The following is a 14025-nucleotide window of genomic DNA, read 5'->3' on the forward strand; positions in this document are numbered from 1 at the left end:
TCAACAATCGGAAACCATCGTGACTGAAGAATATTACCGCATAAAGCGCCTGCCTCCCTATGTCTTCGCCGAGGTGAATGCGGCCAAGGCGGCCGCGCGGGCGCGCGGTGTCGATGTCATCGATCTTGGTATGGGCAATCCCGACACGCAGCCGCCGCAGGCGGTGATCGACAAATTGGCAGAGGTCGCCGCCGATCCAAAGGCGCACCGTTATTCCGCCAGCCGGGGCATTCCGGGCCTGCGAAAGGCGCAGGCACGCTATTACAAGCGCCGTTTCAACGTGGACGTGAACCCGGAAACGGAAATCTGCGTCACCCTGGGGTCAAAGGAGGGGCTGGCCAATCTCGCCCAGGCGATCACAGCGCCCGGCGACGTGATCCTCAGCCCGAATCCGTCCTACCCCATTCACGCCTTCGGGTTCATCATTGCCGGCGCGACGATCCGGTCGATCCCGGTCAGCCCGGGGCCGGAATTTTTCCAGTCGCTGGAATATCAGATGAAATACACCATCCCGCGCCCAACGGGGATGGTAATCGGCTATCCGTCGAACCCGACGGCAGAAACGGTCGATCTGGACTTTTACAAGGACGTGGTGAAGTTTGCGAAGACCCACGATTTGTGGGTCATCTCCGACCTTGCTTATGCGGAAATCTATTTCGACGGAAATCCGCCACCCTCGATCCTGGAGGTGCATGGCGGACGCGACGTCGCGGTCGAATTCACGTCCATGTCGAAAACCTTTTCCATGGCCGGTTGGCGCATGGGCTTCGCCGTCGGCAATGAACGCATGATCGGCGCCCTGACACGGGTGAAATCCTACCTCGATTACGGCGCTTTCACCCCCATTCAGGTGGCTGCCGTCGCCGCGCTCGACGGGCCAGAGGAGGAGATCGCGAAGCGCCGGGAAATGTATAAGCGCCGCCGCGACGTCCTCATTGAAAGCTTTTCCCGCGCAGGCTGGGATCTGCCGGTCCCCAATGCCAGCATGTATGTCTGGGCTCCGGTCCCCGACAAGTTCGCCCATCTTGGCGCGGTCGGTTTCGCGAAGAAACTGATCGAGGAGGCTGGGGTGGCGGTCTCCCCCGGCGTCGGCTTCGGTGAACAGGGCGAAACGCATGTCCGCATCGCTTTCGTTGAAAACGAACAGCGTATCCGGCAGGCAGCGCGCCAGGTGAAATCATTTTTCCAAAAAGCGGAGACGGAATGAGTACCCCCTTGCGCATCGGTATCGTCGGACTTGGCACTGTTGGCGCCGGCGTCGTCAAACTCCTGACGGACAATCGCGACCTGATTACCGGCCGGGCAGGGCGGCCGATCAACATTATCGCCGTCAACGCCCGCGACCGGTCCAAGGATCGCGGCGTCGATCTCAGCCCTTATCGCTGGCAGGATGATGCCAGTGCTATGGCTTCGGCGGACGATATCGACGTGGTCATCGAATTGATCGGCGGCGCCGACGGGCTCGCGGTATCGCTGGCGCGCAAGGTGCTGGAAAACGGCAAGGGGTTCGTCACCGCCAACAAGGCGATGATCGCGCATCATGGCGGGGAGCTTGCCCGCGCGGCTGAGCGTTCCGGATCCCCTCTCAAATATGAGGCGGCGGTCGCTGGCGGCATTCCGGTTATAAAGGCGCTGGGCGGCGGCGCGGCGGCGAACGAGATCAAGAGCCTGTTCGGTATCCTCAACGGAACCTGCAATTACATCCTGACCGAAATGGAATCGAAGGGGTCCTCCTTCGACGACGTGCTGCAGGCCGCGCAGGCGCTTGGCTATGCGGAGGCTGACCCGACCTTCGACATCGACGGCATCGATGCGGCGCACAAGCTTGCCATCCTCGCCAGTCTCGCATTTGGCACCGAACTCGATTTCGATCATGTCGAAACGCGGGGCATCAGAGAGATCGAAACCGCCGATGTGGAGCGCGCGGCGGCGCTCGGCTATCGCATCCGTTTGGTGGGGGAGGCGCGTCTTGACGGCGATCGCCTATTGCAGCGCGTGCATCCGGTGCTTGTGCCGCTCGACCATCCGCTCGCAAAGGTCACGGGCAGCCTGAATGCCGTGGTCGCGGACGGCGATTTCGTCGGTCGCCTGACGTTCGAGGGCGCTGGCGCCGGCGCCGGTCCGACGGCCAGTGCCGTCGTCGCCGACCTGATCGATATTGCGCGCGGCGAGGCTGTTCATGCCTTCGGTGTGCCTGTCGATTCCCAGATCAAGATGCAGCCGGGCGATCACGAGCAGGGTATCGGTCGTTCATACATTCGCGCGGCGGTGGCGGACCAGCCCGGCGTGATGGCCGACATCACCGCCATTCTGCGCGACTGTGGCGTATCCATCGAAAGCCTGATCCAGCGCGGCGACGGCAGTGATGGCGGCGATGTCTTCATTGCGATCATCACGCACGAGACACAGCTGCACCGCACGGCGCAGGCGGTGGAAAAGATTGCCGCTCTCGGCAGCGTCATTCAGCCGCCCATGCGAATGGACCTGTTGAACTAGCGGCGACGGTCGTCGTCCGGCGCCTTCGCGCGGGCGACGATTTCGCGGTGGAAATCCTGCACAAAGGGTGTTCGATCGATGATTCGGTCGAACAGCCATTGCAGCGCCTTGCCGCCGCCGTGCAGCGGGCGTTTCACATGGACCAGCAGGTTCAGCCGTGGCTGGCCCGTACGGTTCCACGCCTCGTGCCGCCGGGTATCGTCAAAGATGAACCATTCGCCCGCGCGCCATTGGTGCACATGATCCTCCACACGGATCGCGCAATCACCCTCGGGGACGTCCAGGCTCAGATGGCAGGTCAGCATGCCCTTCGTGACGCCGGAATGTTCCGGCAGATGGGCGCCGGGCTGATGCACGGAAAACATGGCTGACACGAGGCCGGGTATCTTCTCGATCACTGCTGCGGTTCGGGGATAGCGTGCATAATTCGCATCGATCCTGTGGCCATAGCCGTGCAGTACGGCGCTGTGCCATTTCTCCTCCCGGTCCAGCCCGACATGGTCCGGCGACAGCTGGCCGATGGGGATGAAGCTCTCATCGCCCACGGACTGCGCGGCGAATTCCTCGCGCATCGCCTGCCATTTCTTTTGCGCCTCCGCCGGCCAGCTAAATTCCTCTGCCGGAAAGATCGCCTTGTCGGGGATCAGCGAATGGCGCCCGACATAGTCGTTCACGCTGTACCTTAGCGGATACAGGTATTTTTCAAGAAAGAAGCGCGCGAAACCGGCCATTTGTCGACAGGGGCTCCGGTAGGGGGCAGGATATGGGGGGGAGGAAGGGCAGCAGGCGCTATCGCAATGCTGGAAGCCTTTGGAAAGCTAAAAGTCACAATGCGCCGCTGTCAGCGCTTGCTCTTGTCCTCCAGCAATTCGCGCGTCCCCCGTCCCATCAGTCGCGAAATCTTGTCGCCCATTGCGGCCAGCAGTCCCGTCAGGCGGACCGATACCCGAACCTTATCGTCAAAGACCTCCAACTGGGCATCGGCGCTTTGCCCCAGCGCGCTGTAGGACAGGAACATCGTATCGCCCGCCCAATGGTGCTCCGCCTTGCCGCCGGGCAGCATCTCCAGCAGTTGCGGCAGGCCGTCGGCCATGCGCCGCCGTGCCTCTTCGCGGCCCAGGCTGTGGGGGACTTCTTCTGAAAATGTCTGTTCTGCCATGCGGCCTCATTGCCGCAGCTGTCTTAGCATTGCAAGACGGCTAACTGCCTCCGCAGCCCGTAAAGATGGGCTCGAAGCCACCCCAGAACATCCGCATCCCGTCGAACGGCATTTCCATTCCTTCCGGCATGCCTTCCTCCTCCATGGCCTTCGATGCCGCATCGCAGGTCGCCCGGTCCGGCCAGGTAATCCAGGAAAATACGATCTCCTCGCCTTCCTTCGCGTCGGTCGCGCGGTAAAAGTCGGTTTGCTTGCCCTTCTGCACATCGACGGCTCAGTTTTCCTGGATCGTCAGCGCGCCTTTTTCACGAAAGCTGGGCCAGGCGGCCTCCGCCATCTTGCGATAAACGTCCTTCTTGTCGGCGGGAACAGCGAGGACGAAGCCTTGAACATAGGTCATGCTGACATCTCCTTCTCGGTGGCTTCGAAAACGCGCAGCTGCGCCTGAAGTGCCGTCTGATAGGCCGGGCGCCCACGACCGCGATCGCGATATGCGGTCAGACGCGGAAAGCCCTGCAGGATCTCGGAATGGCCCAGCGCGTCGAGCGCGTGGACGAACAATATGTCGGCGATGGAAAATTCACCGGCCAGCCAATCCTTGTCGCCCAAGGCGTCGCCGATCTCGCGCAGGCGTTTCTCGACCATCTCGACGATTTGCGGGCGGCGTTCCGCGGTCCACCCTTCGCCCTTGTGGAATATATCGGTTGAGGCGAGCTGAAATATGTGGGGCTCCAGCGTGTTCAGGATCGCCATCATCCAGGTGATGACAGCCCATTTTCCGCGCTCTCCGTCGCCCAGCAGGCGGCCATTCTCTTCGGCAATGCGCAGCAGGATGGCGCCCGATTCAAACATTCGCACCGTGCCATCATCATAGGCGGGAACCTGGCCAAACGGTTGCCAGCTGCGATATTCGGCGCTGTCCGTCTCGCCCCGCTGCAGCAGATGCACGTCATAGGGCAGGCCGATTTCTTCGAGGGCCCAGCGAATGCGGAGGTCGCGCACCAGACCGCGCGCAAATTCCGGAACCCAGGGAAAGGCGGTGATGACGGTCATTTCGTGTCGTCCTCGCACAGCTGCGCCAGTTGCTCGACAACTGCACCCCATCCCTCATGAAAACCCATGTCTTCATGTTGTTTCATGGCCTCTGCGGTCCAATGGCGCGCCGCCGCCGTATAGCGGGTGCCCTTTCCTTCCGGTTCGAAGGTCGTGATGGCGACGATGAAGGGCCCGGCTGGCTGCCAGTCATCGACAAACGCATCCGTGGAGACGATGCGCCGGTGCGGAACGACTTCCAATATGGTGCCGTTCACTTCGTTCTTCTCCCCTTGCGGGCCATACATGTTAATGCGGGATCGCCCACCCGCGCGATGATCTTCCTCGACGACTTCAGCGCGCCAGGGCTTGGGGCAAAAAAACTCGTCCTTGCGGGTCGTATAGACCTCCCACACCTTTTCAGGCGGTGCATCGATATAGCGCGTGACGGATAGCTCGTGCGGATCGGTCATCTGTCGTCCTTTCAATCGCGGTCGGGGGCGCCGAGGGGGAAATAGTGGCGGTATGGCCGCGCATCCTCGACACAGCGGGCCACGGACGGCCGCGCCAGCAGCCTGCGTCTGTAGGCTGTCAGCCTTGGCCGCATGTCCCCGATTTCATGCACCCAGTCGGCGTAGAACAGCGCCGGGGCGGCAGAGATGTCGGCCATCGAAAATGCGCCGCACACCCAGCCCTCGGCGGGGAGTTTCGCGTCCAGATAATCGTAAATTATATCGAGGTCGGCTTTCGCCCGGTCGACGATCGGCTGGCAATGTCCATCGGGCCCGCGAAGGGCATCGTTCACGACATGCTGGGCAATCTCCATGACGTAATTGTCGAATACCCGGTCCCAGCGCCTCACCTCCAGTGCGGCCATGGCGTCGTGCGGCAGCAGGCATATGGTACCGGGAAAGGTGAGGTCGAGATATTCCACAATTACAGAGGTTTCGAACTGCACCTGGTCGCCATGTACAAGCAGTGGAAATTTCCCGCGCGGCCACAGCGCTTTCAGCTCCTCGGCATGGCCGGGGCAGGATGGATCGACATTGCGAAAGTCGAAAGCCAGTTCCTTCTCGTACAGCGCGATCAGCGCCTGCCACGTGTAGGAAGAAAAAGGATGCCCATAGAGGATCAATTCTGCGCTCATTCACCCCTCGCCGCCGCTTCCAGCTTCGCCAGATCCAGTTTCACCATGTTCGTCATCGCCTCAAATGTTCGTTTCGCGACGTTCGCGTCGTCGCTCGCATTCAGCTCCAGCAGACGCTTCGGCGTGATTTGCCACCGCAGGCCATAGCGGTCGATCAGCCAGCCGCACGCTACGGGTCTGCCGCCATCGGCGATCAGGCCATCCCACAGCCTGTCGATCTCCTCCTGCGTGTCGCAGGTCAGCAGGATGGAAACGGCGTCGCTATATTCCGCATGGCCTTCCGGCGCGCCGCCGTTCATGGCGATGAAGGGGGCGCCATTTATGGTAAAATCCACGGTCAGAACGTCGCCCTGCTTCGGTCCCGGCGTATCCCCCGGCGCGCGCAGGATATTTCCCATTTTGGAATTCGGTATCAGGGACGTGTAAAGTCGTGCCGCTTCTTCGGCGGTGCCGTCATGCCACAGAAACGTGACCGGTGCGGATATGGCCATATGCTATCCCTTCGGACCGGCAACCAGCGCGAACATGGCGCCTTGCGGGTCCTTTGCGTTGATGATCCATGCGCCGCCCGGCACCTTCATCTTCTCGCCGACGGTGGTGCCGCCGCCCGCCTCGATGCGCGCGCGGCCTTCGTCTATGTCGGGAACGGAAAAATACAGCAGCCACAGGGGGCGCGGCATGTCCGGGCTCGTGAAGATCGCGCCGACGCCGCCATCGGCCGGCGCTCCGCCAGCAGGGCGAAAAATCTGGTAAATGCCCATTTCGCCCATATCCATCGCGTCCTGCTCCTGCCAGCCAAACTGCTCCCTGTAGAAGGCCCATGCCGCCTTGCCATCGGTGCTGTGTAGTTCGTGCCAGCCGACATGGCCGGGTGTCATCGGATGGGGCCGGGTATCCATCGGCCCCACAGGCGTAAACAGGGCGAACGCGGCGCCCTGTGGGTCGGTTACCATGGCAAAACGACCGACGCCTTCAATATCTTCCGGTTCCTTGTGAACCGCGCCACCCGCACCTGACAAAATCTGCGCTGCCTCGTCGACATCGGATACGCCGATATAGGAAAACCAGAATGCGCCTGCGCCTTCCGCGCCGGGGACGGGCGGCATGATGCCGGCGATGTCGGCACCGCCCTTTCTCATGATGCGATAGTCCAGGTCGGGCATTTCGATCGTGCGCGCGTCCCAACCGACCACGGGCCGATAAAATTCGGACGCCCCGGCGGGATCGGGCGTCATCAGCTCGTGCCACAGGAATTCACCGATCATCTTTTCGCTCCCGACTCGGTCAGCCGTCAGGTTGTAAAATTGAACGGAGTAGTTATCTTTTGCAACCATGAAGTTTATGAAGCTTTTCCGACATGTCTGATCGCCACGGCCGGCGTGCTTACCGCGATGGCTGCGCCGCCAGTCATGCGCTGAATCTGGTGGGTGACCGCTGGGCGCTGCTGATCGCGCGGGAACTGATGCTGGGTCCAAAACGGTTTTCCCGGCTGAGACGCGATCTTCCGGGCCTCAGCGCCAACATTCTCACCCAGAGGCTTGAGGAAATGGCGAACGCGGGGATTGTGCAGCAGCAGCAATTGCCGACGCCTGCCGACGTGCCGGCCTATGTCCTGACGCCATGGGGCAGGGATCTTTGGCCCGTCATTGCCGAACTGGTGCGCTGGGGCATCCGGTCGGCGGATTTTCCGACTTCGGCCCCGATGAGCGCCACGTCTTTCCTGCTGTCGCTGCGCGCTTTCTTCGATCCTGATCGCGCAAAGGGCCTGGCCGTCACCATCGGCCTGAACATAGGCGCAGATTCCTTTGGCGCGCAGGTCGAAAAGGGGCGGATAACGGTTTCTTCGGCTGCGCCCGACGCGCCCGACGCGGTCATAGCCGGCGATACCGGCCTTCTGAAACGGCTCTTCTACGGACGGGAACCGGTCGCCAGTCTGCAACAGGCGGGCCTGGCGCTCAGCGGCGATGTGGGGGGCGTCGAGGACCTTGTCATGGCCTTTCCTGTTGCGGAGTTGCGCGCTGCATCATGAACACCAAGGGGCCGGAAAAGTCCTAGCGCCAAGCGGACAGCGAACCGGACAGCAAACCGCACAGTTTTGTTCCCCGATTGTCACGCTGTAGGAAAAATCGACCGGATCCCGCTAAAAATATTTTGAAAAATAGGATTTCGGATGAGACCTTCCGATCGTTCTTTCTCATCGCAAGGAGGCTGGGGCCCCCGGCGGGCAGTCACCGCGGCTGACAGGCGCGAGCCCGCCCCACGCACGCGCGCGCATGCGCGCTGAGTGTGCGTTTTGTCCGGTTCGCCATGGTCGGCGCAGGTGTCCACTTCGCGCTTGGCGCTTCAGAACGGGTGATCGCCCAGCCGCGAAGCTATCTCGTAAATTGGAACTGTTCGCCGGTTAGCCGTCGAGCGCCTTTTTCAGCAATTCGTTGACGACCGCCGGATTGGCCTGGCCCTTCGTGGCCTTCATCGTTTGTCCGACGAAGAAGCCGAACAGCTTGTCCTTGCCGCCCCTATATTGCGCAACCTTATCGGCGTTCGCTTCCAGAACCCTGGCGATTTCCGCTTCGATGGCGCCGGTGTCGGACACCTGTTTCATGCCGCGTTCTTCGACGATCTTTCCGGGATCGTCGCCGGTTTCCAGCATGATCGCAAACACGTCCTTGGCCAGACGGCCCGACAGCGTCCCGTCGGCGACCAGTGCCAGCAGCTCCGCACCCTGCGCCGCCGAAATGGGGCTCTCGGTGATCGACTTGCCTTCGCTGTTCAGGGCGCCGAACAGGTCGGAAATGACCCAATTGGCGGCGGCCTTGCCGACATCCTTCGCGTCCTTGCCCTGTTTCAGCGCCGTCTCGTTCAACAGCAGTTCGAAATAGGCGGCCGTCTCCTGCTCCGCCGTCAGGACTGCGGCATTGTAGGGGCTGATCTCCAACTGTTCGATATAGCGCATGCGCTTGATATCCGGCAGTTCCGGCAGCGTCTTGCGGCATTCCTCGACATAGGCATCGTCGAACACCAGCGGCAGCAGGTCGGGGTCGGAGAAGTAGCGATAATCATGCGCCTCTTCCTTCGAACGCAGCGGCCGCGTTTCCATGCGTGCCGGGTCGAACAGGCGGGTTTCCTGATTGACCGTACCACCGGATTCCAGAACCTCGACCTGCCGCTGTGCTTCATAGGCAATCGCGGCCTCGACGAAGCGCACGGAATTGACGTTCTTGCACTCGGTTCTCGTGCCCAGCGCGCCGCCGGGTTTACGCACGGACACATTGACATCGGCGCGCATCGAACCCTGGTCCATATTGCCGTCGCAGGATCCGACATATCGCAGAATGGATCGCAGCTTTCGTACATAAGCGCCTGCTTCGGCAGGGGAACGCATGTCGGGCTTCGACACGATTTCCATCAGGGCGACGCCGGAGCGGTTGAGGTCGACCAAGGAAAATTCCGGGCTCTGATCGTGGATCGATTTGCCCGCATCCTGTTCCAGATGGATGCGTTCAATGCCGATGGTTGCAGGCTCGCCGCCCTCCGGCTCGACCAGAATTTCTCCTTCGCCGACGATCGGATGCGCGAACTGGCTGATCTGGTAGCCCTGCGGCAAATCGGCGTAGAAATAATTCTTGCGGTCGAAACGCGACCATTTGTGAATTTCGCAGTTCAGCGCGACGCCGGTCCGCACCGCCTGCCGCACGGCCTCGCCATTGATGACCGGCAACATGCCGGGCATGGCTGCATCCACCAGGGATACCTGCGTATTCGGCTCCGCACCGAAGTCGGTGGCGGCGCCGGAAAACAGCTTGGCCTTCGTTGTTACCTGCGCGTGGACCTCCAGGCCGATTACGACCTCCCACTCGCCCGTTTCGCCCTCAATGCGATAATTGCTCATCTTACCACCATTTCTCAGGTTGGGCGGAGAACCCGGCCGCGCGTTCCAGCGCGTAGCCGGCGTTGAACAGTCCCTCCTCATCCAATGCGTCACCGATCAGTTGCAGGCCGAGGGGCAGGCCATCGGCGTTAAGGCCGACCGGCACACTCATGGCCGGCAGACCGGCGAGACTTGCGGGAACGCAGAACACATCGTTTAGATACATGGAGACGGGATCGTCCATCTTCTCTGCCAGCGGAAAGGCCGCGCTGGGCGCCGTCGGCGTCAGGATGACGTCGCATTCCTGGAACGCCTGCTCGAAATCGCGCTTGATCAGCGTCCGCACCTTCTGCGCCTGCAGATAATAGGCGTCATAATATCCTGCCGACAGGACATAGGTACCGATCATGATGCGCCGCTTGACCTCGTCGCCGAACCCGGCGGAACGGGTCGCCTCGTACATGTCGATCAGATTGCCGCCATCCGGCGTCTCGCGCTGTCCGTAGCGAACACCGTCATAGCGGGCCAGATTGGACGACGCCTCTGCCGGCGCGATGATATAATAGGTCGGCAGCGCATATTTGGTGTGGGGCAGGGAAATGTCGACGATCTCCGCACCCGCGTCGCGCAACATGGCGCGGCCTGCCTCCCACAATGCCGTGATGTCGGCGGGGGTGTTTTCAATGGCATATTCCCGTGGGATGCCGACGCGCTTGCCCAGCAGATCGCCGGTCAGCGCTGCTTCGAAATCGGGGACGGGCAGTTCCAGGCTGGTCGAATCCTTGGCATCGAACCCCGCCATCGACTGCAGCAGGATGGCGCAGTCGCGCACGTCGCGGGCCATCGGCCCCGCCTGATCCAGCGAAGAAGCGAAGGCGACCGTGCCCCAGCGCGAACAGCGGCCATAGGTCGGCTTGAAACCGGTGATGCCGGTAAAGGCGGCGGGCTGGCGGATCGACCCGCCCGTATCCGTGCCCGTCGCGCCCGCCACCAGCCGCGCGGCAACGGCGGTGGAGCTTCCGCCCGACGAACCGCCGGGCACCAGATTGCGTCCATCGGCTGCGCGCCACGGATTGATCGTGTCGCCGCAGGCACTGGTTTCCGTGGAGGACCCCATGGCAAATTCGTCCAGGTTCAGCTTGCCCAGCATCCCCGCACCGTCGGCGAACAGCCTGGCGCTGATCGTCGATTCATATTGCGGAACGAAGCCTTTCAATATGTTGGACGATGCACTTGTCTCCACACCTTCGGTGCAGAACAGGTCCTTGATGCCCAGCGGAATGCCGGACAGGGGCTTGGCGGTCCCAGCGGCAAAATCCTTGTCGGCGGTATCGGCGGCGGCCAGCGCCCGTTCCGGCGTTTCGACGGTGAAGGCATTCAGAGTGCGCGCACCTTCTACTGCCCGAATGTGCGTTTCCGCCAGTTCTTTGGCCGAAAAATCCTTGCGGTTCAGGCCGTCGCGCATCGCGGCGATGGTCAGGTTCGTCAGGTCGCTCACTATTCGATCACCTTCGGCACCGCGAAAAATCCGTGCAGCGGCTTGGGTGCGTTGGCGAGCACCTTTTCCTGCACATTCCCGTCGGTCACTTCGTCTTCGCGCCAGCGCAGCCGGTTGGCGATCACGGCGGTCGTTGGCTCAACGTCCGCCGTGTCGACTTCGCGCAGCTGCTCAACCCAGTTGAGTATGTTGTTGAGTTCGTTCATCATTGGCTCGACCCGTTCATCGGGCAATTTGATGCGCGCCAGATGGGCGATCTTGCGTACGGTATCGGCGTCGACGGACATTCGGGCTCCGGTATTTTCCTGGGAAGCTGCGCGATAGCAGAGCAGGTCGCTGTGCGGCAATGGCAATGACGTAGGCTTTCCGCCCGACCTCGGCCGGGCGAACCCACCGCCAGGTCAGGCCACCTCTCCCGCGGCGACGCCGCTGGCCCAGGCCCATTGAAAATTATACCCGCCAAGCCAGCCGGTTACATCGACCGCTTCACCGATGACATACAGGCCGGGAACATTTTTCGCCTCCATGGTCTTCGATGACAGTTCGGCGGTAGAGACGCCCCCGGCGGTCACCTCGGCCTTGGCAAAGCCCTCCGTTCCGTTCGGGCTGAATGCCCAGCGGTGCAGGCGCGTAGAGGCTCCCGAGAGCTTTCGGTCGGGCATATTGGCCAGTTCGCCGGTCAGGCCGATGCGTTCCGCCAGGACCCCGGCCAGCCGATCCGGCAAGGCGCTGCCCAGCACGCTGGCCAGATGGGCGCGGGGACGCTCCCGCTTTTGTTCGACCAGCCAGTCGACGGAGCGTCCGGGCAGAAAATCGATCGCCACGTCATCGCCGTGCTTCCAATAGCTTGAAATCTGCAGAATGGCCGGCCCCGAGAGACCGCGATGGGTAAACAGCGCAGCCTCGCGAAAGCTTGTCTTTCCGCAGCTGGCAATCACCTCTGCACTGACGCCGGACAATTCGCGAAACAAAACCTGGGAGCCGCCCAGGGTGAAGGGCACCAGGGCAGGGCGCGGCTCCACCACTTTCAGGCGGAATTTGCGCGCCAGTTCATAGGCAAATCCGGTCGCCCCCATCTGCGGGATACTGGGCCCGCCCGTCGCCACGACAAGGGAGCTTGTGTCATAGCTGTCCAGCCCCACACGAACGCTGAAGCCGTCATCGGTCTTGGCGACCTCTCCCACTGGCCGACCGAGTGACAGCGTGACGTTCGCATCGGCGCATTCCTGCATCAGCATGTCGACGATCTGGCGCGCACTGGAATCGCAGAACAGCTGCCCCAGCGTCTTTTCATGCCAGGCGATCCCATGACGGTCGACCAACTGGATGAAATCGCGCGGCGTATAGCGAGCCAACGCCGATTTTGCGTAATGGGCATTGGCAGACAGGAAGCGATCGGGAGCGGTGTGGATGTTGGTAAAATTGCACCGTCCACCGCCGGAAATAAGGATCTTTCGGCCGGGTTGGTCGGCATGATCGATCAGCAGCACCCGCCGTCCTCTGCGGGCCGCGACGGCGGCGCACATAAGACCGGCGCCGCCGGCACCCAGAATGACGACATCGAATTGTTTTTCCGCTCGCATGCCGCGCCTATCGCAGCTTCCCGCCGAGACGGCCAGTCGTTAAGGGGCGCCTCTGAACTCCCCGAACCTATGAGCTAGACGTCAATCCATGGCTGCGCGCCGCTTTCTCACCGTCATTGCCGTCCTCATCATGATCGCGCTGCTGGCCGTAGTGGCCTGGGCCGCGTTCGGCGATGAAATGATGAAATTATATATGCGCCCGACTGTCACCTTCGCGGAAAGTCCGAAGCCGACGCCTGGTATTTATGACCGGCCCGACGCCTGGATAGCGCGGCCCGGCATACCCTCAACGGATGTCCAGTGGACGCCAGACGGATATCGGCCCGCTCCTGAAACGCAGGTCTCCGTCTTTTATGTTCACCCGACCACCTATTTGCGTTCAGACCGGTGGAACGCGCCGCTGGAACCGGATGATGAAGGAGCACTTTATCGCCGCGGGATATTCACGCGCAGCCAGGCCAGCGTGTTCAATGGCATTGGCGAGATATGGGCGCCGAAATACCGGCAATCTGCATTCGGCGCCTTCCTTTCATTCGCAGAGCCGGATGCCACGCTGTCATTCGCGCTTGCCTATGACGACATTGCCAAGGCGTTCGAGACATTTCTGAAGTCCATCCCGGAGGACCGCCCGATCATTCTGGCAGGGCATAGCCAGGGATCCTTTCATCTGGTTACCCTGCTGGCGCAGCGCATTGCCGGGACCCCGGTTGCCGACCGCATCGTCGCCGCCTACCTGCCGGGCTGGCCGATTTCTATCACCGCCGACTTACCCAGTCTCGGCTTGCCGCCCTGCGTATCGCCCGAACAGAGCGGCTGCATCCTCGCCTGGCAAAGCTTCTCAGAACCTGCCGATCCCGGCCTGATTTTCGATGCGTTCGACCAGACCAACGGATTTGACGGTGCGCCGCGGGCAGGCACCGACCTCCTTTGCACCAACCCGCAGACCGGCGGATTGCCCGGCCCTTCGCCGGCAGAGGGAAATATCGGGGCATTGATCCCCGATGACACATTGGCAAATGCTGTGCTGGAGGCGGGACTGGTCTCTGCGGAATGCACCGGGCGCGGCTATCTCAGCCTGGGGGAAAACGCGCTTTCCATGGGTGAATATGTCCTGCCCGGTAATAATTACCACGTTTATGATTTCGCGCTGTTCTGGGCGAATCTGCGCGCCGATGCGGAACGGAGGGTGGGCGCATTTCAGGCCCGCTGACGCCGGAACGTTTTCGTGAGGCCCTGCCCGCT

Annotated in this window: 15 protein-coding genes and 1 pseudogene; 4 read left to right on the forward strand and 12 right to left on the reverse strand. The window is 61.8% G+C overall.

All coding sequences use genetic code 11. The annotated features are described in order from the left end of the window. The first annotated feature begins 19 nt into the window (after positions 1–19). Positions 20–1207: an LL-diaminopimelate aminotransferase gene (locus ACSMXM_RS02930; RefSeq protein ID WP_460313802.1), complete on the forward strand. Its 1188-nt coding sequence runs from the start codon at positions 20–22 to the stop codon at positions 1205–1207. Next, the gene (locus ACSMXM_RS02935) at positions 1204–2496 is read left to right on the forward strand and encodes a homoserine dehydrogenase (RefSeq protein ID WP_460313803.1); all 1293 of its coding nucleotides are present in this window, start codon (positions 1204–1206) and stop codon (positions 2494–2496) included. The genes ACSMXM_RS02930 and ACSMXM_RS02935 overlap by 4 nt, the downstream gene beginning before the upstream one ends. Here ACSMXM_RS02935 and ACSMXM_RS02940 read toward each other — a convergent pair. The 8 genes and pseudogenes from ACSMXM_RS02940 to ACSMXM_RS02975 all read right to left on the reverse strand — a co-directional run bounded on the left by ACSMXM_RS02940 (position 2493) and on the right by ACSMXM_RS02975 (position 7099). Beyond that, the gene (locus tag ACSMXM_RS02940; RefSeq protein ID WP_460313805.1) at positions 2493–3170 is read right to left on the reverse strand and encodes an aspartyl/asparaginyl beta-hydroxylase domain-containing protein; all 678 of its coding nucleotides are present in this window, start codon (positions 3168–3170) and stop codon (positions 2493–2495) included. The genes ACSMXM_RS02935 and ACSMXM_RS02940 overlap by 4 nt on opposite strands. 167 nt (positions 3171–3337) lie before the next feature. Beyond that, positions 3338–3655 (reverse strand): polyhydroxyalkanoic acid system family protein, encoded by a 318-nt coding sequence (locus tag ACSMXM_RS02945; protein ID WP_460313807.1) that lies wholly within the window; start codon positions 3653–3655, stop codon positions 3338–3340. 40 nt (positions 3656–3695) lie between these two features. Continuing rightward, positions 3696–4055, reverse strand: a pseudogene (locus tag ACSMXM_RS02950) (DUF1428 domain-containing protein). Beyond that, positions 4052–4708 carry a glutathione S-transferase family protein gene (locus ACSMXM_RS02955; protein ID WP_460313809.1) on the reverse strand — a complete coding sequence of 219 codons (657 nt, stop codon included), beginning with the start codon at positions 4706–4708 and terminating at the stop codon, positions 4052–4054. The pseudogene ACSMXM_RS02950 and the gene ACSMXM_RS02955 overlap by 4 nt, the downstream one beginning before the upstream one ends. Further along, positions 4705–5160, reverse strand: a complete 456-nt coding sequence (locus tag ACSMXM_RS02960) for an SRPBCC family protein (protein WP_460313811.1) — start codon at positions 5158–5160, stop codon at positions 4705–4707. Before ACSMXM_RS02960 ends, ACSMXM_RS02955 begins: the two co-directional genes overlap by 4 nt. 11 nt (positions 5161–5171) lie before the next feature. Further along, on the reverse strand, positions 5172–5834 hold the full coding sequence (locus ACSMXM_RS02965; RefSeq protein WP_460313812.1) for a glutathione S-transferase family protein: 663 nt from the start codon (positions 5832–5834) through the stop codon (positions 5172–5174). Further along, positions 5831–6325 carry a VOC family protein gene (locus ACSMXM_RS02970; RefSeq protein WP_460313813.1) on the reverse strand — a complete coding sequence of 165 codons (495 nt, stop codon included), beginning with the start codon at positions 6323–6325 and terminating at the stop codon, positions 5831–5833. Before ACSMXM_RS02970 ends, ACSMXM_RS02965 begins: the two co-directional genes overlap by 4 nt. A gap of 3 nt (positions 6326–6328) precedes the next feature. After that, positions 6329–7099, reverse strand: a complete 771-nt coding sequence (locus ACSMXM_RS02975; RefSeq protein ID WP_460313815.1) for a VOC family protein — start codon at positions 7097–7099, stop codon at positions 6329–6331. Positions 7100–7191: 92 nt separating this feature from the next. On the opposite strand from ACSMXM_RS02975, the gene ACSMXM_RS02980 reads away from it, so the two are divergent. After that, positions 7192–7863 carry a winged helix-turn-helix transcriptional regulator gene (locus ACSMXM_RS02980; RefSeq protein ID WP_460313817.1) on the forward strand — a complete coding sequence of 224 codons (672 nt, stop codon included), beginning with the start codon at positions 7192–7194 and terminating at the stop codon, positions 7861–7863. 372 nt (positions 7864–8235) lie between these two features. Here the strand turns inward: ACSMXM_RS02980 and gatB are convergent, their stop codons facing one another. From gatB to ACSMXM_RS03000, 4 genes are all read right to left on the reverse strand, one after another. Further along, on the reverse strand, positions 8236–9723 hold the full coding sequence (gene gatB / locus ACSMXM_RS02985) for an Asp-tRNA(Asn)/Glu-tRNA(Gln) amidotransferase subunit GatB (protein ID WP_460313819.1): 1488 nt from the start codon (positions 9721–9723) through the stop codon (positions 8236–8238). Position 9724: 1 nt separating this feature from the next. Beyond that, positions 9725–11200: an Asp-tRNA(Asn)/Glu-tRNA(Gln) amidotransferase subunit GatA gene (gatA, locus tag ACSMXM_RS02990; RefSeq protein WP_460313821.1), complete on the reverse strand. Its 1476-nt coding sequence runs from the start codon at positions 11198–11200 to the stop codon at positions 9725–9727. Further along, positions 11200–11487, reverse strand: a complete 288-nt coding sequence (gene gatC / locus ACSMXM_RS02995) for an Asp-tRNA(Asn)/Glu-tRNA(Gln) amidotransferase subunit GatC (RefSeq protein WP_460313822.1) — start codon at positions 11485–11487, stop codon at positions 11200–11202. The genes gatA and gatC overlap by 1 nt, the downstream gene beginning before the upstream one ends. 114 nt (positions 11488–11601) lie before the next feature. Further along, the gene (locus ACSMXM_RS03000; RefSeq protein ID WP_460313824.1) at positions 11602–12783 is read right to left on the reverse strand and encodes a BaiN/RdsA family NAD(P)/FAD-dependent oxidoreductase; all 1182 of its coding nucleotides are present in this window, start codon (positions 12781–12783) and stop codon (positions 11602–11604) included. A gap of 88 nt (positions 12784–12871) precedes the next feature. On the opposite strand from ACSMXM_RS03000, the gene ACSMXM_RS03005 reads away from it, so the two are divergent. Then, positions 12872–13993, forward strand: coding sequence for a DUF3089 domain-containing protein (locus tag ACSMXM_RS03005; RefSeq protein WP_460313825.1), 1122 nt, complete (start codon positions 12872–12874; stop codon positions 13991–13993). The last annotated feature ends 32 nt before the right edge of the window (positions 13994–14025 follow it).

The organism is Pacificimonas sp. ICDLI1SI03, from assembly GCF_054740865.1.